The 19,634-nt window shown below is 54.7% G+C and carries 20 protein-coding genes; 6 read left to right on the forward strand and 14 right to left on the reverse strand.

Annotated elements, in window-relative coordinates:
- Positions 1-347: 347 nt before the first annotated feature.
- The 3 genes from AB7D48_RS14670 to AB7D48_RS14680 are packed head-to-tail and all read right to left on the reverse strand — an operon-like array spanning position 348 to position 5,790.
- On the reverse strand, positions 348-2,114 hold the full coding sequence (locus AB7D48_RS14670) for a tetratricopeptide repeat protein (protein ID WP_427980577.1): 1,767 nt from the start codon (positions 2,112-2,114) through the stop codon (positions 348-350).
- 6 nt (positions 2,115-2,120) lie between these two features.
- A complete protein-coding gene (locus AB7D48_RS14675; protein ID WP_427980580.1) occupies positions 2,121-3,488 on the reverse strand; it encodes an HlyD family type I secretion periplasmic adaptor subunit in 1,368 nt (455 codons plus the stop codon).
- Positions 3,489-3,510: 22 nt separating this feature from the next.
- On the reverse strand, positions 3,511-5,790 hold the full coding sequence (locus tag AB7D48_RS14680; protein WP_427980583.1) for a peptidase domain-containing ABC transporter: 2,280 nt from the start codon (positions 5,788-5,790) through the stop codon (positions 3,511-3,513).
- A 242-nt stretch (positions 5,791-6,032) separates the two neighbouring features.
- Here AB7D48_RS14680 and AB7D48_RS14685 point away from each other — a divergent pair, with 242 nt between their 5' ends.
- Positions 6,033-6,524, forward strand: coding sequence for an N-acetyltransferase family protein (locus AB7D48_RS14685; RefSeq protein ID WP_427980709.1), 492 nt, complete (start codon positions 6,033-6,035; stop codon positions 6,522-6,524).
- A 126-nt stretch (positions 6,525-6,650) separates the two neighbouring features.
- On the opposite strand, the gene AB7D48_RS14690 is transcribed toward AB7D48_RS14685, so the two are convergent.
- Complete coding sequence (locus AB7D48_RS14690) at positions 6,651-8,009, reverse strand: glutamine synthetase family protein (protein ID WP_427980586.1); 1,359 nt, start codon at positions 8,007-8,009, stop codon at positions 6,651-6,653.
- A gap of 153 nt (positions 8,010-8,162) precedes the next feature.
- Here AB7D48_RS14690 and AB7D48_RS14695 point away from each other — a divergent pair, with 153 nt between their 5' ends.
- The gene (locus AB7D48_RS14695) at positions 8,163-9,725 is read left to right on the forward strand and encodes an amino acid permease (RefSeq protein ID WP_427980589.1); all 1,563 of its coding nucleotides are present in this window, start codon (positions 8,163-8,165) and stop codon (positions 9,723-9,725) included.
- A 46-nt stretch (positions 9,726-9,771) separates the two neighbouring features.
- Here the strand turns inward: AB7D48_RS14695 and AB7D48_RS14700 are convergent, their stop codons facing one another.
- From AB7D48_RS14700 to gluQRS, 8 genes are all read right to left on the reverse strand, one after another.
- Positions 9,772-10,251, reverse strand: a complete 480-nt coding sequence (locus tag AB7D48_RS14700; RefSeq protein WP_427980592.1) for a helix-turn-helix domain-containing protein — start codon at positions 10,249-10,251, stop codon at positions 9,772-9,774.
- A 200-nt stretch (positions 10,252-10,451) separates the two neighbouring features.
- Entirely contained in the window at positions 10,452-11,981 is a 1,530-nt protein-coding gene (lnt, locus tag AB7D48_RS14705; protein WP_427980595.1) for an apolipoprotein N-acyltransferase, read from the reverse strand.
- On the reverse strand, positions 11,974-12,633 hold the full coding sequence (gene mtnC, locus AB7D48_RS14710; protein WP_427980598.1) for an acireductone synthase: 660 nt from the start codon (positions 12,631-12,633) through the stop codon (positions 11,974-11,976). The genes lnt and mtnC overlap by 8 nt, the downstream gene beginning before the upstream one ends.
- Entirely contained in the window at positions 12,630-13,169 is a 540-nt protein-coding gene (locus AB7D48_RS14715; protein ID WP_427980601.1) for a 1,2-dihydroxy-3-keto-5-methylthiopentene dioxygenase, read from the reverse strand. The genes mtnC and AB7D48_RS14715 overlap by 4 nt, the downstream gene beginning before the upstream one ends.
- Complete coding sequence (locus tag AB7D48_RS14720; RefSeq protein ID WP_427980604.1) at positions 13,166-13,762, reverse strand: methylthioribulose 1-phosphate dehydratase; 597 nt, start codon at positions 13,760-13,762, stop codon at positions 13,166-13,168. The genes AB7D48_RS14715 and AB7D48_RS14720 overlap by 4 nt, the downstream gene beginning before the upstream one ends.
- A 3-nt stretch (positions 13,763-13,765) precedes the next feature.
- A complete protein-coding gene (locus AB7D48_RS14725) occupies positions 13,766-14,005 on the reverse strand; it encodes a twin-arginine translocase TatA/TatE family subunit (RefSeq protein ID WP_427980607.1) in 240 nt (79 codons plus the stop codon).
- Between the two features lie 60 nt (positions 14,006-14,065).
- Positions 14,066-15,031 (reverse strand): lysostaphin resistance A-like protein, encoded by a 966-nt coding sequence (locus AB7D48_RS14730; protein WP_427980608.1) that lies wholly within the window; start codon positions 15,029-15,031, stop codon positions 14,066-14,068.
- Positions 15,028-15,840, reverse strand: a complete 813-nt coding sequence (gluQRS, locus tag AB7D48_RS14735) for a tRNA glutamyl-Q(34) synthetase GluQRS (RefSeq protein ID WP_427980610.1) — start codon at positions 15,838-15,840, stop codon at positions 15,028-15,030. Before gluQRS ends, AB7D48_RS14730 begins: the two co-directional genes overlap by 4 nt.
- Before the next feature lie 223 nt (positions 15,841-16,063).
- Here gluQRS and AB7D48_RS14740 point away from each other — a divergent pair, with 223 nt between their 5' ends.
- Together AB7D48_RS14740 and AB7D48_RS14745 are read left to right on the forward strand one after the other, a co-directional pair.
- Positions 16,064-16,624, forward strand: coding sequence for an HNH endonuclease (locus AB7D48_RS14740; RefSeq protein WP_427980612.1), 561 nt, complete (start codon positions 16,064-16,066; stop codon positions 16,622-16,624).
- A gap of 2 nt (positions 16,625-16,626) precedes the next feature.
- Positions 16,627-17,052 (forward strand): GlcG/HbpS family heme-binding protein, encoded by a 426-nt coding sequence (locus AB7D48_RS14745; protein WP_427980615.1) that lies wholly within the window; start codon positions 16,627-16,629, stop codon positions 17,050-17,052.
- 14 nt (positions 17,053-17,066) lie between these two features.
- On the opposite strand, the gene AB7D48_RS14750 is transcribed toward AB7D48_RS14745, so the two are convergent.
- Entirely contained in the window at positions 17,067-17,315 is a 249-nt protein-coding gene (locus AB7D48_RS14750) for an Lrp/AsnC ligand binding domain-containing protein (protein WP_427980618.1), read from the reverse strand.
- Positions 17,312-18,214, reverse strand: coding sequence for a LysR family transcriptional regulator (locus tag AB7D48_RS14755; protein ID WP_427980620.1), 903 nt, complete (start codon positions 18,212-18,214; stop codon positions 17,312-17,314). The genes AB7D48_RS14750 and AB7D48_RS14755 overlap by 4 nt, the downstream gene beginning before the upstream one ends.
- A gap of 145 nt (positions 18,215-18,359) precedes the next feature.
- On the opposite strand from AB7D48_RS14755, the gene AB7D48_RS14760 reads away from it, so the two are divergent.
- On the forward strand, positions 18,360-18,965 hold the full coding sequence (locus AB7D48_RS14760) for an FMN-dependent NADH-azoreductase (RefSeq protein ID WP_427980622.1): 606 nt from the start codon (positions 18,360-18,362) through the stop codon (positions 18,963-18,965).
- A 17-nt stretch (positions 18,966-18,982) separates the two neighbouring features.
- A complete protein-coding gene (locus AB7D48_RS14765; RefSeq protein ID WP_427980625.1) occupies positions 18,983-19,588 on the forward strand; it encodes a YceI family protein in 606 nt (201 codons plus the stop codon).
- Positions 19,589-19,634: the final 46 nt, after the last annotated feature.

Genomic DNA, 19,634 nt, shown 5'->3' on the forward strand with positions numbered 1-19,634 from the left:
GCTTCGAACCCGCACCCTCTGGGTGATCCATCAAACGCGCCCCTCACGGCCATCAACACCATGATTTATATCGGAAATATTGAGATCCTGACAGCAAAATCAGCGATTTACTTGGGGAATGTGGGTTCAAAGGAGCGGTAAGCTCGCTTGGCGCCGTTTTTACCACGGGACAATTCTTTGCGGGCAATTTCGAGTTCAATTCTAGGGTCGTTTGGCGCCAGGCGGCCGGCACGTTTGAGCCAGAAGATACTGTCGGCATCGTTCTGGAGTCCCCGCAGATATGCCGCTGTCGCGGAACTTTGATCATCCTGCTTTTTGCTCACGACGGCCTGCTGTGATCTAAGTTTTTATTCAGTAACCGCGGCGGGCGGTGGAAACGTTGCAAGTTCCGCTTGAGCTTCGTCCAATCCAGCCGCCGCGGCAAGCGTAAACCATTTCCGTGCAGCTTCTATGTCCGGTTCAGTGGCGATTCCAGCGTGGAGATATTTGCCCAACATCAAAGTGGCCCGGGGGTGGTTTTTTTCAGCGGCTTGCTGATACCAGGAGAGAGATTTGGCGCGGTCGGTTTTCACTTCATGCCCCCCTCCGTAGAGAGCGCCAAGCATAAACATGGCATCAGCACTGCCTTGCGCAGCGGCACGCTCAAGAAGGTCGCAGGCAGCTTGATCGTCCCGGGGGCCTCCGATGCCTTGTATTTGCAGGGCGGCCAAGTCCAGCAGTGCCTCCAGCATATTCTTATCGGCGGCTTGTCGAAGCCAGTACCGGGCTTCTTCGAAATTCTGCGGGACGCCGATGCCCTCCGCCAGGATGCGGCCATAGCGGTATTGAGCATTGACGACATGTTCCGCCGCTCGGTGAAACCATTGCGCGGCGAGGGATTCATCGCGCTCAACACCGATGCCTTCGGCCAAGCAGACCGCAAAATTATATGCGCCGATGGCATCGCCTGATTCGGCGGCTTTTTCGAACCATTCGTGAACAGGCGGAGGTTCCGTGAAACGTGAGTTGGTTTGACGTTTGCTCAGCATGGCCGCGAGATCTGATTGAGCGACTGTATCGCCCTGTTCGGCGGCGATTCTGAGCCATTTTGCGGCTTCATCTGGGTCTCGAGGCACGGCTCCCGCCCCTGCGCCGGTCATGTATAATAAACCCAGGGCGCGCGATGCGGCGCGATGCCCGGTTTCCGCCGCGATTCGAAACCATAAAGCAGCTTCGGCATAATTGGGAGGGAGATCGTCACCGCCCTGAGCGTATATATTACCGACAAAGGCGGCAGCCTCAGCATCGCCGGCTAACGCGGCGCGGCGCAGAAAGGTTTCACCTTCTACTTTGTTCTGTTTGATGCCAATGCCGTTGAACAGCATCAGGCCATAGCGATATTGGGCTCCTCGAATGGCCTTTTGCGCGGCGACACCGTAATGGTGCGCAGCCAGTCCCATATCGGTATAAACGCCAATGGCACGTTCATAGATCACCCCAAGATAATAATGCGCCGTGCCTAAATCGGCTTCTGCGGCCACGCGGATATGATCTATGGCGGTAAAGGTCAGCTCGTCCGTCGTGGCTTCAAGCAATAGCAGCGCGCCAAGCCCAAGATGCCCTTGCGCCTTTCCTCCTTGCGCAGCCAAACCGTACCAATGCTTGGCGAGATTAATATCCTGAATCCCCTCTGGGCCCGTGGAGAGTAAAAAACCGGCCAGAGCCTGTGCGTCGGCATCGTTAGCCTCAGCAGCCATAAGTGCCCATCTCAAAGCCGTCTTGAAATCGGCCTTATCGGATTTGGCATCCGTGAATAAATCGGTTGTTGCCTCGGCCTTGAAACCGGTTGCATAAAGTCCGGCGAGGGCGCTTTGAGCCTTGGCATCTCCTTTTTCAGCAGCTTGCGTCAACCATCTGGCGGCTTCTGGCGCGCTGCGAAAACCTGAACCGTCGCCATTTAAGTAGTATAAGCCAACTTCTCTCTCTGCCTCGGTCAAGCCTGACTCGGCGGCGCCGACGTAAAGCTTAAAGGCCCGATTATGTTCTGCTTGCACCTTTAATTCGCGCGCGCGGATAAGCGCCTTATGGGGGTTCAGCGCTGCGAGCTTGTCGCTAAGGGAAAGTTTAGGGCTCATGTCGGATCATGGTTCATGCAAGCTCTCATAGGCTACGGGAGCGACACGAGAGAAGAAATAGGACAGAATTGAATGTTTGCCGACAATGATGTCCGCTTCCAACGGCATGCCAGGCACAAGCCTAAAGCCTTGAGGCACATTGTGAAGGTTCATGATGTCAAAGGAGATTTGAGCCTTGTAATAGAGCGTTTGCGGAGCCGTGGGAAGCGGAGGGCCCATTGTGGCGGTGTTTTGCTGGTCTTGCGGATTGATGCTTTCGGGACTCATGGCAATGACAGTCCCCTTTGCGACACCATATTGTAACGCGTCTAGCGTATTGAATTTGACCGTGACCTTGTCCCCGACATGCACGAAACCGGACTCATTGGCGGGCACATCGGCTTCAACGACGAAGGGCGCATTGACCGGCGCAAGTTCCATGAGTTGCTGGCCCGGCTGCATGACCGATCCGACTGAGACAGGCGCCACGCTTTGCACGATGGCGTCTTGAGGGGCCTGTAGTTGGACGAGTTCATTGTTTAACTGGGCTTTCGCCAGTTCTTGTCTGGCTTGTGCGAGATTGTTCAAGGCGGTTGCAAGATCGGTAGAGGTTTGAGCCTTGAATTGCTGAGCGAAACTGTCCCTTTGGGCCTGCACGGAGGCTAATTGTCGTTCATCGGCCGCGGCTTGAGAGACTGCGGACGCTAGTTGGGCCTGAACACTCACGCGTTCGTCAGTTGCGGCCTCTGAATCGAGCTGACTGCCAACTTGCAATTGTTGCAGCTTTTTGCGCATATCTTCGACTTTGGTCGCGATTTTCAGCCGCTGCTGATAGTAATCTGCTTGTTGATTATACCCTTTGATCTGGGTCTTTAGCTGGTTGATCTGTTGATCGTAATTTTCCAAGGTATAGTGATATTGGCCCATTTGCTGGTTATAGGTTTGCAGCATCAAGGCCGATGCGGGATTTGAGGCGTCTGGGATATAAGGTTTGTCGTCTTCCTGCGCTTGAAGTTGGGCGACTTGTGCCGCATAGTTCTGTTCTTGCTGGGTAATGGATTTCAAGTCGGCGGCCGTATAAGTGGAATCCAAGGTAGCCAGAACCTGACCTTTTGTCACGAAGTCGCCTGGCCTAACCTTGATGTCCCGGACGATCGAGACAGTATTGAAGGCTTGTACGCTGATGTCAGGGGTGGTCGCGTTCAGCACGCCCGTGGCGACGACAAGTTTATCCACCTTGATCACTGCGGCGATAATCAGAACACATATGATTAACGCGGTTAATATGTAACTTGTGGAGCGGGCGAGTAGGGGGAGTGGCGTGGCGATGACGGCCGCCGTCGGCGACTGAAATTCCAGAGCGGCAAATGGAAGCTCTTCTTCCGTATCGACCAATGCGGGCTCTTGCCGCGAAGATTTAGGCAATAGCTGGCTGAGACGAGGCATCGTCGAACCCTTCGGGAGCAAGATGGCGGTTTTGCTGGAACCACAGATGACGATAAATGGCGCAACGTTCCACCAACTCATCATGAGTACCGATATCGATGGTGCTTCCATGATCGAGTACCATGATCAGATCGCAATCCAGCAGGGAGGAAAGACGATGAGATACAATGACCATTGTTCTTCCCGCCGCGATCCGTTGAATGTTTGCGTTGACTAACGCTTCGCTTTCCGGGTCGAGCGCGCTGGTGGCTTCATCCATGATAAGAATTTTTGGATCGGAAATCAGGGCACGGGCGATGGCCAGGCGTTGTTTCTGCCCGCCCGATAAATTGGGAGAGCCTTCCTGGATGAAAGTGTCATATCCGTTTGGCAGGCGTTCGATGAATTCTTCCGCGCCGGCCAAGCGAGCGGCGCGGACGGCATCTTCAAATGATAAGCCTGGGCGTCCCGCGATGATGTTTTCGCGGACTGTCCCACGAAACAGAAAATTGTCTTGCAATACCATGCCGAAATGCTTGCGGATGTGGCGCAGGTTGATTTCGCGCATGTCGGTTCCGTCAATTCGGATGGCGCCGGTATAGTCGCGATTGATGCCTTGCAGAAGCCGGGTAACGGTCGATTTTCCTGACCCAGAGCGGCCAACGAGCCCAAGCATGGTTCCCGCGGGAATTTTGAAGCTCATTTTATCCAATGCGGGCGTTTTGGCGCCTTCATAACGGAATGTCACATCATTAAATTCGATCGCGCCTTCGAAGCGGGGGCGAAGTCCGTTAGCCAAGGCGTGGCGTTCATTGGTGCGGTTGAGAACCTGACCGACCATCGCGATGGAAGCCTGCGCCCGGTGAACCTCGTCCATCAGACCCGCCAGGCTAACCAGCGGGCCGGCAACGCGACCTCCGAGCAGCATGAACCCGAAGAGATTTGCTGAATCAACCGAAGAATTTGAATGCAGGGCAATAAACGCCCCGACCAGTATGACGCCATAAGAGCAATAACGTTGCAAAGGCAGCGTGAGCGTTGCGGGCCAGTTCGCCAGTTTGCTTTCTTCGACATGAAGCTCAGCCACCGCCGCGACACGGTTGTCCCACTGCGCGGAGCGGGTGTTTTCGAGGGCTAGGGCCTTGACGGTTCTGATGCCAAAGATCGTTTCGATCAGAATAGATCCCTTGGCTGATTCAGCGGCGATGATCTTCCCGGTCATGACAGCCATTGGTCTTAAAAACACAGCAATAATCGCCGCGATCAACGCGGCGGCTACCAGCACGGTCCAGGCCAGAACAACGCTCATGTAAAATAGAATGGGAAGCAATAAAATGAGCATGAACACGTCAATGAACGAGTTCATCAATTTCCCCGTGAGGAATTGCCTGACCTGATTGATCTGGGCGATTTTATAAGAAATTTGCCCAGCCTGTTCCTGTTCGAAATAATCGATCGGCAGGGCCACCAGACGGTCGAAAATCATCAAATTCAGTCGTGAATCTAGTTTTGCGGCGAGAACCACCTCCATGATCTTGCGGCTCCAACTCAGGATTGCCTCGAAGGTTATGGCAACACACATCAATATGATGATCAGATTGAGCGTGGCGGTGCCATGATATTGCAGTACCTGCCCAATGGTCCTCATCACGATGAGAATGGGCACCAGGCTGAGCACGGTAAGCGTGATGGATGCGATGGCGATGTCCCGCAGGATCTTGCGGTCACTCCAGACCAGGCGAGCAATGAGGGCAAGGCTGAAAGGCTGTTCTTCGATCGATCCCTGACGGTTGGCGCGAATCAACAGGGAGGCACCGCTCCAGACTTGTTTGAGGCGTAACTCATCAACAAGAATTGGCGGTGTCGAGATTGGTTTCCGGGGGTCCTTGAGGACGAGAAGGTTTCGGGTGCGGTCACGGCCGACAAGCAATGCCGCCCCTCCATCGTCTAATAGCAGGACGATGGGCGAAGGAGAGTCGATTTTTAAAAGCTGCCGGAAATTCATATGTACGCCGCGTGCCCATAATCCCGCCTCACGAAGCCATTCCACCAATTCGGGGGGAGAGGGGGCCGCATCGCCAGAGCGAAGCCTGAGCGCTTCCAAGTCCATTTCCATGCCGTGATATCGGGCGACATTCAATATCGCCGCCAAGCGCGCTTCTGATTGGGGAGAAAGATCGAGGCGAGCATCGTGCAGGGCCGCGACATCAGGGTTGAGGGCGCCCTGGTATTCCGCAGAATCTGGTCCTGGGTTACGCGGCGTGTCGTTCATTCTGATCTCGACCCTTACTCAATGCGGCACCCGCTGGATACCAGATATCCCGATGGTCCAAGGCCTATATGCCTGAAAATAGGTCACCAGTACAACGGCTTCCCATCGAACATAGCCAATGGACGTAAGGGCTGACAAAAAATACAAAAGTGTAATTTTCAAGGACGGCTCCGTAGTCTAACCGTCTGTCCATGCTGTAAAGAATTTGCCATGCCGACAGTGGGGCGCTAAGAGGGCCTGTGATGAATATCAGGAACGCTCGCGCGGAAGATTTGCCGCAAATCCAGGCTATCTATGCCCACCATGTGCTGCATGGAACCGGGTCCTTCGAGGCCATTCCCCCATCTTTGGAGGAGATGGCTAAGCGGTTTCTTGACAATCAGGCGTCTGGTTTTGCTTGGATCGTCGCGGAGGAAGAAGACAGGCTGCTTGGGTATGGTTATTACGGGCCATTCAGAGCCAGAGCGGCTTATGCGCACACTGTCGAGGATAGTGTTTATGTCCGGGACGATGTCAGGGGGCAAGGCGTTGGTAAGGCGATTGTTGCCAAGCTCGTGGAAGCCGCGCAGCAAGCCGGCTTTTCCCAGATGTTATCCCTGATAGGCGATTCGGAGAACACCGCTTCCATTGGCGTTCATGCCAGCCTTGGATTCCTGCACATGGGCACGATGCGCAAGGTGGGGTTCAAGTTTGATCGGTGGCTGGACGTGGTGATCATGCAAAAAACCTTATAGGACAGCCGGCTGGATTGTCTCGTCTTTCCATTGCCTATCCGAGCTGGTGTTAAAGTGCGTGAAAAAGGCGGCGCGAGACATGGCCCGCTCGTTTCCCATCCAAGCGGCTTTTTTGCCGCGATAAGGTCACATCCTTTCAAAAGAGCGGAATTTTTCCCAGTCTGTTATGGCGGAGTTGAACGCTTCGAGTTCGGCTTTTGCCATGTTGGCGTAATGTCCGACCACATCGGTTCCGAAAGCGGCATGCGTGCATTCGCTTGAGGCGAACAGCAAGGCGGCATCGCCAAGGCTGGGTGGGATTCTGGGCAACTCGGCGGCATACGCATTCCCCTCAAAGAGCGGTACGGGGGCATAGTCACCTTCGATGCCCGCCAAGCCGCCGGCGATCATGGCGGCCAGAGCCAAATACGGGTTCACGTCTCCTCCCGGAAGCCGGTTTTCCACGCGTATCGATTGACCGTGTCCCAGGACCCGGAATGCGCAGGTACGGTTGTCGATCCCCCAGGCCAGGGCGGTTGGCGCGAAACTGCCAGAGGCGTAACGTTTGTAGGAGTTAATGTTAGGGGCGAAAAATAGGGTTAGTTCCGCGGCGTGGCGAAGAAGGCCAGCCATGAATTGGCGAAAAACCTTTGAAGGAGAGTGGCCGTCATTGTCTAGGAATATCGCTTCATTAGCTGCGTTCCGTAGGGAAAGGTGAGTATGGCAACTATTTCCTTCCCGCTCGTCAAATTTCGCCATGAAGGTAAGCGCATGTCCATTTTCGGCTGCGATCTCTTTGGCGGCCTCCTTGTAGACAACGTGTTTGTCACATGTTTCAAGTGCTGGCCCATATCGTAAATTGATTTCGTGTTGACCGAGGTTGCACTCGCCTTTTGAGTTTTCAACTTGAATGCCGGCGCTTTCCATGGCGTTGCGGATCCGCCGTATAATGGGCTCCACCCTGGCGGTGCCGAGTATTGAATAGTCGTTGTTATATTGATTGGCTGGTTTCAGGCCTCGATAGGCTTGGTCCCAGGCTTCTTCATAGCTGTTTCTGAACAGCAGGAATTCGAGCTCCGTTGCCGCCCAAGCCGTAAATCCGTGTGTCTTTAGCCGGTTGAGTTGCTGCTTCAGGATTGTTCTGGGGGCCATGGGGGCGGGGGAATGGTTCTGCAGTTCTATATCGCACAGAATGATCGCCGCGCCTTGCTGCCAGGGAGCGAGGCGAAGAGTGGTGAGATCTGGCCTGAAGACGAAATCTCCATATCCCTGGTCCCAAGAGACCAGACTATATCCTTCCACGGGTTGGCATTCGATATTCGTTGCCAGCAGATAAGCGCATCCTTCGGCGGTGCTTGTGGCAACTGACTCAAGAAAGAAGCGGGGCATGACCCGTTTTCCTTGCAGTCGGCCTTGCATGTCTGGAGCGGCCATGATGATCGTGTCGATTTCTCCCCGGTCGGCCATTGTCTGCAAGGCCTGTAGGGTGAGTTCAGAATCGCTCATGTTTCCAACTCTCTTCGTTTTGCATCCTAAGTTTTGAGTATAAACCAAATTATCTGTCGGCAAAGTTGGGCGGGTGCTGGTTTTCCTTGGTGAAATTTCCCGGGAAAAGCTAGGCTAATCAGGTCAGATTAATCAAATGCTAGGGGGCTCTGTATGTCTGATCAGACTGAACAGAAGATTTTGGCGGAAGATTCGGCTGTTCTTCATAAAATGGGGTATGCGCAGGAATTATCCCGGCGCATGCATGGGTTTTCGAATTTTGCCGTTTCTTTTTCGATTATCTGTATTTTGGCGGGTGGCATTACCTCATTTCAAACCGGTTTTTGCACGGGAGGGGCTTTTACCACGATCGTGGGATGGATTGTCGGTGCTCTGTTCGCGTTAATCGTCGGCGCTTCTATGGCGCAAATAGCCTCGGCCTATCCAACCGCCGGAGGGCTTTACCATTGGTCTTCGATTCTGGGTGGAAGAGCTTGGGGCTGGCTCACGGCGTGGTTCAATCTTTTGGGGCTTATCTTTGTCATTGCCTCGGTCAATGTCGGTGTCTATTTTTTGTTTACAGGTTTGATCTTAGGTGATCTTTTTGGGATAGACACGTCGTCCTGGGGAAATCTCTGGCCTGTTTTCGCTGGCGGTTGGCCGCAGGTTCTCGCCGTTACGATCATCACTCTGACCCAGGCGCTGCTATGCCATTTTGGTGTCAGGCTGACGACAAAGCTTATAGATTTTTCCGGTTATCTCATTCTGGTTATTGCCGTGTTGCTGACTGGCAGCATGCTGTATATCGCGCCGAACTATGACCTCTCGCGGCTTTTTACGTTTACTAACTTTACCGGCAGTGGCGGCGGTGGTGTTTTTCCCCCGAGTCATAACCATTTCTATATCTTTTTGCTGGCACTATTATACCCGCTTTATACGATTACGGGGTTCGACGGCTCAGCCCATACATCCGAGGAAACGGTCGATGCCCGGCGGAATGTTCCTAAGGGTATTTTAAACGCCATTTTTTGGTCAGGTGTTTTTGGGTTGGTCATGGCGGCGTCTTTTGTGCTTGCCATTCCTGAGCCCGAAAAGGCCGCGAGCGGCGGTTTCAATATTAGCTATAACATTCTGGGAGCGATGCAGATTCCCTTCTGGCTGAAAGGGGTGATCTTGGTGGGCATTGTCCTGGCTAATTTCCTTTGTGCTTTAGCGGGGTTAACTTCCACGTCGCGCATGGTCTATGCGTTTGCCCGCGATGGCGGGCTGCCGGGGCATAAATTACTCCGTCATGTGGATAAAACCCATCGTGCGCCTGTTCCCGCCATTTGGCTGACGGCTATTTTAGCTGTCTTGGTGACGTTATATTCCTCCGCCTTTCTGGCTCTCGCGGCGGGATGTGCGATGTTTTTGTATATTTCCTATGCGATGCCTGTTTTGGCGGGATTGTTCGCGGAAGGAAAAAGCTGGACTGAGTTTGGCCCCTTCCGTTTAAGGTGGTTCTCAAAGCCGTTTGCCGCCATCACGGTCTTGGGGGCATGCATTTTGGTCTATATTGGGACCCGCGAGCCCAATGCCATTTTGATCAATTACTTGATAGGATTGATTTTATTGCTCGCGGTGATCTGGTTTGGCATTGCGCGGAAACGTTTCCCCGGTCCGCCAATCACCGCAGGCGAGATCGCTGCCCGGGCAGCGGAGATCGTCTCTGAAGAGAAGGCGGTCGGCGAAGGGTAGGGATAATAATAAGTAAGGAGCCGGCGTGGACGGCTCCTTATGTTTCTCAACCGCCTTCAAAGGATGTTTCCGGCGGAGCCAAGGACTTCATCAGATCGAAGATGCGCTTGCGCATGGCAGGATCGACGATGCGGTAATAGGCACGCACCAATTCAAGCGTTTCACGCTTCGTTAGCTGATCGTCTATGCCGGAGTTGAATGGCTCTTGCTGCTCGGCAAAACCATATGTCCGCCCCCGGGGGCCGGAGACGGGGCTTTCGGACATGCCCTCGGGCATATCGTCAAAGAAATAAGAGATCGGAACATCCAGCACGCGAGAAATATCGAACAGACGGGATGCCCCAACGCGGTTCATCCCCCGTTCATATTTCTGAACTTGCTGGAAGGTTAGCCCCAGCGCATCTCCCAAACGCTCTTGAGACATGCCGAGTAAGGTGCGGCGCAAGCGGATTCGAGAGCCGACATGCACATCGATCGGACTGGGACGGCTTTCACGTTCCGGACGTTCAGCATTCTCTTCGGCCATAAACCAAAAACTCTCCAGAGTAACTGGGGGGTTACCACCAATTATTGTTGTACCGCTCCGTGGTGACAGGCGCCCCCGAGAAAACGGTAGCAGAATACCAAAAAGGCCATCTCCTGATAGCCATCGTGAAGTTAACAGGCGTTAACCACTAAATCAATACAAAACTCCGACTATTGGATTATTAAAGAGACAAAAAAACGCTATCCTGGCTTCTTTAACAACCGATGCGTGTTGCCATACAGCAATCCTGCAAAGAAAATCAAAATCGAAAGACTAAACGGTACGATAAGGCCAAATCGTGAATAAAATGTCTTTGGCTGGGGTTCGGGCAGAGGAGCCACGAGAACGCCTTGATAATCCAGCGGCATTGACGCCGTGACCCGCCCAAATGGGTCGATAACCGCTGATATGCCAGAATTCGCATCCCGGACGACGGGCAAACCTTCTTCCACGGCACGAAGTCTCACATTGGCAAAATGCTGCCTTGGCCCTGCCGTGTCGCCAAACCAGGCATCATCGGTAACGTTGACAATCCAGTCTGGCCGCTCTTTTTCATCGATGATCTGGCCGCTAAAGATAGCCTCATAACAAATAATGGCCCCGAAAGGTGAAAGGCCGGGAATGTTTTTGATGGTTTTGGGGCCGCTCCCGGGGGTAAAGCCTTCCCCAACCATGCTCGGGATGATCTTTAGGGGAATCCATTTTGGCATGTATTCGCCGAACGGGACGAGCTTCCATTTATCATAAATGGCAAGGGGAGGCTGAGGCCCGTCGGTTACAATAATGGAGTTCCGGAAATCCGTGTTGCTGACCATGCGCAAGCTGCCCGCGATAATGGGAGTTGTGCCGGTTACGGCGGCGAGTTGCGCCCGTGCTGTGGCGTCGCTCCCTAGCAGCCAGGGGCTGGCGGCTTCGGGCCAGATGACGACATTGCCGCCATTATCGATGCCAGCGCGGCTCATGGCCAGAAGACGCTGCCAATTGGCAATGAGCGCCGGCCGTGAATAATCCGGAGGTTCCTGGAAGTTAGGTTGGATTAGAGCCACGTTTGTAGAGGTGTTGTGCTCGGGGGCTTGAAGCCTCCAAAAGCCATATCCCGCCCAAATCGTCAGGGTGATCAGCAGAACGGCAAAGCCCTTCTTCCCGAATAAGGGAGTGGAGGCCAGAAGAACGGTCAGCAATGTCAGGCCGTAAACGCTGAACAGCGAAGCAGGCTGGAGAAAGATATTTCCCAGCAGGCCTGGGATGGCCCAGTCGGTGCCCCAGTAATTCCATGGGAATCCCGTGAACAGGAATTGTTGAGCGAGATTGGATAAAACCCATGCGCCAGTGAAGGTCAGAACACGCCCCAAACCAGGAGGGACCAGCCGCGCGGCGAGAACGGGGATGATCGTATAGCAAGCGACAGCTGCGGCCAGCAAAGGAGCCGCGAACGGGACGAGCCACCAAAAGGTCTTGGCTTCGGTCAAGATGGGTTCAGTGATCCAATACAAACCGGCAAGCCCAAGGCCAAACCCATAAAACCATCCAATGAGCGCGGCTTTCTTCCAGTTGGGGGCGTGTTCGACCAGGCGCAAAAGGGCCGGCACGGAAAACAGCAGAACTGGCAGCAGGTAGACCGGAGGCAAGGCTGCGGCGGCTAACAGGCCCCATAAAAAAGCCCGCGCTAGCGGGGTTTTTCCTAATTTTCCCGCGATGGCGCGGAGAATGTTTCGTGGTGTCTTATGCACGGGGCAATCCGAATTTGAGCGCCACTTCATTGAAATCAGTGGCTGTCTGGTGGTGGGAAGAGGGAAGGGTGCCGTCCTGGGCGCGAAGCAGCTGGCATGTGGATAACCCTGAAGCCGCGGCGGCATCCAGCTCTGCCTCGACGTCGGAAAGAAACAATGTTTCGCAAGCTGTACCGCCCAACGCGCGCGCTATCGCCGCATAGCTGGTGGCATCGCGTTTTGGTCCAATTGTTGTGTCAAAATAAGCCTGGAAGAGAGGGGTCAGGTCGCCATCCGGGGTATGGCTGAAAAGAAGCTTTTGTGCCGCGACTGAGCCCGATGAATAAACGAAGAGACGCACCCCCGCGCGTGCCCAGCGCCGGAGAGCGGGGGTGACATCTGGATAGAGCTCAGCTTTCAGATCACCGTCTGCATAACCGCGTGCCCAAATTTCTCCTTGGATGGTCTTCAAGGCGGTTATTTTTTCATCACGGTCCATCCAGCCGAGCAAGGTTTCCAATTTTGGTTCGGCGATCCCTGCCAGGGCGGGGGAAGGAGGCGTGGTGGCGATGAAAGCCTCCAGCCGCGCGCGCGCATAAGGGAATAAAACCCGATGCACGAAGCTGACGGGGGTTGTGGTCCCTTCTATGTCGGTGACGATTGAGAGGATCACGCGACGGGGAAACGGCTGGAAATATCGTCGCCGGTGAAATGCGCCACCCAGCCGGAACTGTCCGTGAAGACGCGCAAGGCCGTGAAATTGGGTTTGGGCCCGGCATCAAACCAGTGCTTGATGCCGGCCGGCACATGGATGAGATCACCTTGCTCGCAGAATGCATCATAGACATGACCATCCGCATGCATGACGAAATGCCCGGAGCCGGAGACAAAAAACCTGATTTCCGGCTCGCTATGCGTGTGTTCGGAAAGGAATTTCTCTCTCATGGCCGTTGCTTGCGGGTGCTCCGGGGTCAATTTGATCACATCCGCCGAGCCCGCGCCGGTTTCACCCATCAATATATCCAGATAGGGGCGGTAGGCGTTTAGGATGGTTTCAGCGGGCGCGTCGGCGGCCAGATCAACGGGGCTTTTCCAACGTTCGAAACCGACATTGATTTTGTTGAGTTCTTCGGCGACCTCTTTGGGATCGGTGCTATCGAAAACCATGCTTCCAGGCGCGTTTGCACCATAAATTCTCAGACGGCTCATTTCATTTGTCTCCGCTCCAGTTCGCATGCGAGCAGAAATTCAAGCGCTTCCAGTCGCCAATAAGCATGTTCCACATTTGTGCCCCATGCATAAACACCGTGCCCAGCTATGACATAGCCGATTGGCGGTTCGTTTTGCAGGTTTGGTTCAATAACGCTGGCCAAGCGGCCAATATCTTGATCGTTCTCATAAACGGGGAGGGTGATGTCCAACTCGTGCGTGGTGAAACCAAAGGCCTTAAGCAACTCATAGTTGGAAAAAACAATTGGGCCGGAAAGTGACAATATGGTCGCGGCGACAGAATGGCCATGAAGCACCGCGCCAATTGCTGGAAACAGGCGGTAGAGCTGGCAGTGCAGCAATGTCTCGGCGCTGGGCTTTTGGTCAGACATCAGGGCTTTGCCCTCATAGTCCACCGCGATGATGTCGGTCTCGGCAACCAAGCGTCCTTTATGGACACCGCTCCGCGTGATGGCGAGCTGATTATCGTCAAGCTTGGCGGAAAGGTTGCCGGAGGATCCGGGTACCCACCCGCGCGAATCCATCCGGCGTCCAACTTCCGCCAGAGCTGAGGCCACCGTTGCCGGAACCATGATTCAGCCTTGATTAATCGTCGTCTTGTTCTGTTCAGGCAGCGGTGCGTTCAAGGCATCGGGCTCGTTCATTTTCGCGTCTTGAGGTTTTTTGTCGGCTTCCTCTTCGGCCATGCTTTGCTTGAAGCTCTTAATGCCCTTGCCAAGGTCACCCATCATTGCGCTTACCCGCCCGCGGCCACCCAGCAAAAGCAAGGCGACGACCAGAACGATCAGCCAGTGCCAGATGCTTAATCCACCCATGAAATTCTTCTCCAACCCGATAGTTCTTTAAGTCTAGCCAAAACAGATGTACCTGCCAAATTACCCTCCGCTCCAATGTAACAGCGGCCCCGCCAGAAGCAGGCCGGCATTGTAGAGAATATGCATCAAAACACCTGGTTTGATCGACCGGTAACGCAGGCGCAGCCAGCAGGCAGCCAAGGCCAAGGCGCCGACTCCCACGAATCCTGGCCAGTAATGAAGCTTTTCAGGCGCGTGCACGGCGACGAATAGCGCGCAAGAAAGGAGGATGGCCGGCCCCGTGCCCCAGTGGGCTGCCAAGCCGGCAAAAGCGAGGCCGCGAAACAAAATTTCCTCGGCAATCGGGGCCAGGATAAGAATGCCCCCGAATGTACCAGCGAGGGCCCAGGCTGGGCTGGAGAAAAGCCGCGCGGCCCGCATGGTCGAAAGCTTGGCGGAATCGGGGGGGAGTAATGTCAGAATAAGAAGGGTGAGAGCCAGTAACCCAATGGACGCCATTACCGCGCCGAGATAGCCCTGCAGGGAGGCGGGCCGCCAAGCGACTCCGTTGGGGGAACCATCGGTGGCTTTTGGGCCAAGATGGCGCATCAGCCATGATAGCCAGAGCAAGATTGCTATTTCGCCCGCTAGAAAAGAGCTTTCCAAGGCAAGTGGCGAACTGAAGTTAGGGAGTTTGAGTGTGCCGGTGTGAAGCCCAATGAATAAGCCGAGATTCAACGGCGCCAACATGGGAAGCAGACTGGCGGTGAACATGATAAGTGCGGCTCGGGCCAATGCACCGATTGCATCGCCTAACGAAAAGAGAGGGGGTGGCGCCTTGAGGGGGAGCGTCCACGGTAAGACGCCAAAACAAAAGCAGAGGCTCCATGGGATCAGGGCTTCCAAGGCGCCAATTCCAGCGACAAGCCAAATCAGCCTGGATGTGGCCGAATGAGAGAGCATGAGCCATGTGGAGAGCCCAAATAAGATGGCACCGAAGCACATGAACAGCCCGGCCCAGCCCGCTGTCGTCAGGATGCGCCTCATGCCTGCCGGAGTCGCTCGATGATCTTGTCCGGTGACAAGCCGGATACCCTGAGGGCCTGTAATGTCAATGCCTTGTCCCGCTTGGCAAGCCGCTTTCCGTCCGCGCCCAGGAGAAGTTTATGGTGAACATAAACAGGTGTTTCATAGCCCAGAAGCGCTTGCAGGAGAACTTGGATATGGGTTGCCTCCCGTAAATCCTCTCCCCGGATGACATGGGTCACGCCCTGAAGGGAATCGTCATGCACGACGCATAGATGATAGCTGGTGGGCACGTCCTTTCGGGCCAGGACAATATCGCCCAACCGCCAGGGCTCCGCCATGACCCATCCCAAGGCCTCGTCGAAAAAACGCAGTGGCCCGACGGAGTGACAAGCGCGCTTCGTATCCAGCCTCAAGGCATAGGGATGGCCCGCTTCCATGCGTTGGGTCCGTATGGCCAGGGGAAGAGCCCGGCATGTGCCCGGATAGATGTTTTCATGGGCATGAGGAGCGGATTGAGCCTTGGCGATTTCAGCGCGTGTGCAGAAGCATGGGTATAGCAGACCCTGAGCCTGTAGGCTGGTGAGCGCTTGGTTATATTGATTGAGATGTCTGGTTTGGAAGAGAATATGTCCGTCCCAGTTCAACCCCAACCATGCGAGATCTTCCTGGATTCCCACCGCGAATTCAGGCTTGCAGCGTATTGTGTCGATGTCTTCCATCCGCACTAGCCAGGTATCTGCCCTTTGGCGGCCTAGCCAGGCCGAATAAGCGTGCCCCATATGCAAAAGGCCCGTGGGGCTGGGCGCAAAGCGGGATATGATCGTCATATGCGGTAAGAATAATAGTGTTTGGCACATGCCCGCCAGTGCCAAACACGATGCATAAAAGCCGGAAAGCGATCGTGACAAATGGACGACATGACTTGGGGGATGCTTGCCGCCGAAGGGGGAGTTTGTCATAAAGTGGCTATGACTCGAACGCCCTACCATATGTGGCAGTGTTTCGTGGCTGCTCCTCAAAATCTCGTTCCTATGTGGGACAGGCAAAGTAATGCCTGACGGCGGGCTGCATTTTCCCGCCTTGGTGTTGAATGCGGATTTTCGTCCGCTGTCTTATTTCCCGTTGTCGACTTGGGCATGGCAAGATGCCGTGAAAGCGGTGTTTCTAGACCGTGTTTCCGTGCTGTCTGAATATGATCAGGAAGTTAGGTCGCCGAGCTTTTCCATGCGGTTGCCCAGCGTGATCGCCTTGCGCGATTTTATTCCCTCGGCGCGCATGCCAGCCTTTACAAGATTTAATGTGTTTTTGCGTGACCGGTTTACCTGCCAATATTGCGGGCAGAGGCGTGTCACGCCCGAATTGACGTTCGATCATGTCGTGCCCCGGGCCAAGGGAGGACGGACAAGCTGGGCAAATGTCGTGACCGCTTGTGGGCCGTGCAACCTTCGCAAGGGGTCGAAGATGCCTCGGGAATGCAACATGATTCCTCGTCAGGAACCGCGCCGTCCGACAAGTTTTGAACTACAGGAGCGGGGTAAACATTTTCCGCCGAACTATCTGCACGAAAGTTGGCGTGACTTCTTATACTGGGATACTGAGCTGGAAGGATGACGATGCCCCTGAGTTTGGAAAATGCGCAAAAAATCATAAATGGGGCCTTGGCCTACGCGAAAGCACAGGAATTGAAGCCGCTCGTTGTGGCGGTACTGGACGCGCGGGGGGCGCTGAAGGCCTTGGCGGCGCAAGATGGAACCTCATTGAAGCGTGGCGAAATCGCCCTCGGCAAGGCAAATGGCGCTTTGGCGTTGGGAATGGGGACACGAGCCTTGATGAAGCGTGCCGAACAGCAGCCTTATTTTATCAATGCCGCCACGGCTGCTATTGGCGGATCCTTGGTGCCGGTTCCCGGAGGTGTCTTGATCAAACAAGGGGGGGCGGTGATCGGGGTGGTCGGCGTCTCCGGCGATACCTCAGACAATGACGAGGCGGCCGCCGTGGCCGGAATCATTGCCATCTCCTTGGACGCGGATGGGGGTTAACATTTTTCGTGCAGCTAGCCCCCTGGGGTAAAGGCATTAAAGGCGATGATTGTCGAGGTGTCCTTGATGCCAGGAGCCTTATGAAGGTGCTTGGTGACAAACACGCCAGGGTCCAGATCGTCGTCCAGATTGATGATGGCCAGCAGATCATAAGGGCCGGAAGTTGAGTAGATATGGCATGGCGTGACGTTATCTATGATATGAGCCGCAACGTCATAGGCTTGTCCTAACTCGCATTTGATTTGTACGATAAGCGTTTTCATGTTGCGTCTCCTGGCTTTGTCGTGGCCGGTACAGTGCCGGCGAGAAGTTTCAGCTGTTCGACGAACCAGCGCCCCGCGGGGCCGGGAGGGGCGTCAAGCCGGTAGGTGGCTGACATCGCCATCTGCTCCCGCATGGGCATATCCAGAACATATAGTTCATTCAAGCGGCCTTCGCGCAGGTCTCGTTCAACCATCTCAACAGGCATTCCTCCCCAGCCCAGCCCAGCCAATAAAAATGCATGTTTTGCGCCAAGGTCGGCCAGGCGCCAGCTTCTGGGCGATAAAACCTTGAATTCCCGTCCGGAGGAAAGTTCGGTCCGGTCTGTAAGGACGAGTTGAGTATGCCGGGCGAGATCGCATTCCGAAAGCGGTGCGTTCTGATGGCTCAACGGATGAGACGGTGCCGCCACGAAGACAATATCCACGGCGAATAATCGCTCGGTCAATAAATCCGGCGTTACAAGGGGGAGGGTGCCCATGACGCCAATCTGGCATTGCTGCTTCAGGACAGCCTGGGCGACGCCGCCTAAGGCCTCAACGTAAAGGCGCAAAGGTGTCAAGGGGAACTTGTTTCCAAATGCAGCGGCGGCTTGCGTGAGGATGGACATTGGAAACATCACATCGACAACAACGGCAAGCTCGGACTCTAACCCCGAGGCCATGCCATGCGCTCGTGCTTTCATCATGGCCATGCCAGTCAGCATGGCTTTGGCGTCGGCCAGGAGCAGGTTGCCGGCGGCTGTCAACTCCGGGTAGCGCCCCCCTCGGCGGAAAAGTTCGACACCAAGCTGGTTTTCCAAGTTGGCCACGGCCTGACTGACAACAGATTGAGCACGGTGAAGCCTGCGCCCTGCGGCGGAGAAGCTTTGTTCCTCAGCGGCGGCGGTGAAAATGCGCAACTGGTCGAAAGTCACACCCTCAATCATCGGCTTCTATCGTTAAAGTAGATGGTATCCATCTTAATATATAGGCTTTTTTGTTGGTGGTGCCAGTTCTAATTTATGCTCGCAATAGCGCTTCCGGCGCTCATGACAGGAGTAGAACATGAAACTTTGGCACATTGATTCCAGCGTTTTGGGTGAAAACTCAGCTTCGCGCAACCTGACGGCAAAGATCGTCGGGCATGAGCGGGCGCTTCACCAAGGGCTGGATGTTTCGTATCTTGATTTGGCGGTGTTGCCATTGGCGCATCTATCTCCGGCTCATATCGGTGCCATGTTTGGGCACCCGCCCTCGGATGAAACCACCAAGGCGGATATTGCCCGGGGCTCCGCCTTGATCGACACGCTCTTTGCGGCGGACATTATCGTCATTGGGGCTCCGATGTATAATTTTGGTATTCCCAGCCAATTGAAGGCCTTGTTTGACCGTCTCCTCGTGGCGGGTAAAACCTTCAAATACGGCGCTGATGGCAATCCCGTTGGTTTGGTGCCAGGCGGCAAAAAAGTCATTGTCGCATCCACTCGGGGTGGCCTTTATGCTCCTGGCAATCCGGCCTCTAGCCTTGACCACCAGGAAACACATCTGACCGCGCTGCTGCATTTTATCGGTTTGACCGATATTACCTTTGTGCGGGCGGAAGGGCTGGCGCTGCCGGACAATAAGGAACCCGCAATGGCCAAGGCCGAGACCGAGATTTCCAAAATCTAAAACCAAGGAGTTGTCTTGTGAAAGCTCAATTGCTCGCCGCTTTGTTGCTCGCCGCTCCATCCTTCGCGTGGGCCCAGACTTCGAAGCCTGATATAAATCCCGCCGACGTAAAAGCCGGAACCTATCAGGTGGAACCTACCCATACCCGGATCCTATTTTCCGTTTCCCACATGGGGTTCACCACATGGTATGGCAATTTCACGGGGGCGTCCGGCACATTGACGCTGAAGCCGGCGGAACTGTCCAAAACCAGCTTCGACATCAAGGTGCCGGTTGGGAGTGTCTCCACCACGAACACCAAATTAGATGGCGAACTGAAGTCGCCTGAATGGTTCGATGCCGCGAAATATCCGTTTATTGAGTTCAAGTCCGTCAAAGTGGTCCGTACCGGCGAGGATACGGCATTGGTCACGGGTGATTTGACGTTTCATGGCGTGACGCGCCCCGAAACGCTGAAAGCCACATTCAATGCTGGCGGTATCAACCCCCTGACCAAGCAATATACAATAGGGTTCAATTTGTCAGGAAAGCTGAAACGTTCTGATTTTGATCAGACAACCTACGTGCCGTTGATCGGTGACGAGGTCGGGATCACGATCAGCGCCGCTTTCGTGCAGCCCTGATTGATCGCGTGCAATTAGCGGGGCTCGGGTAACTTTGCCCGCGCGT

This window comes from Acidocella sp. (genome assembly GCF_050253495.1).
Lineage (GTDB): Bacteria > Pseudomonadota > Alphaproteobacteria > Acetobacterales > Acetobacteraceae > Acidocella.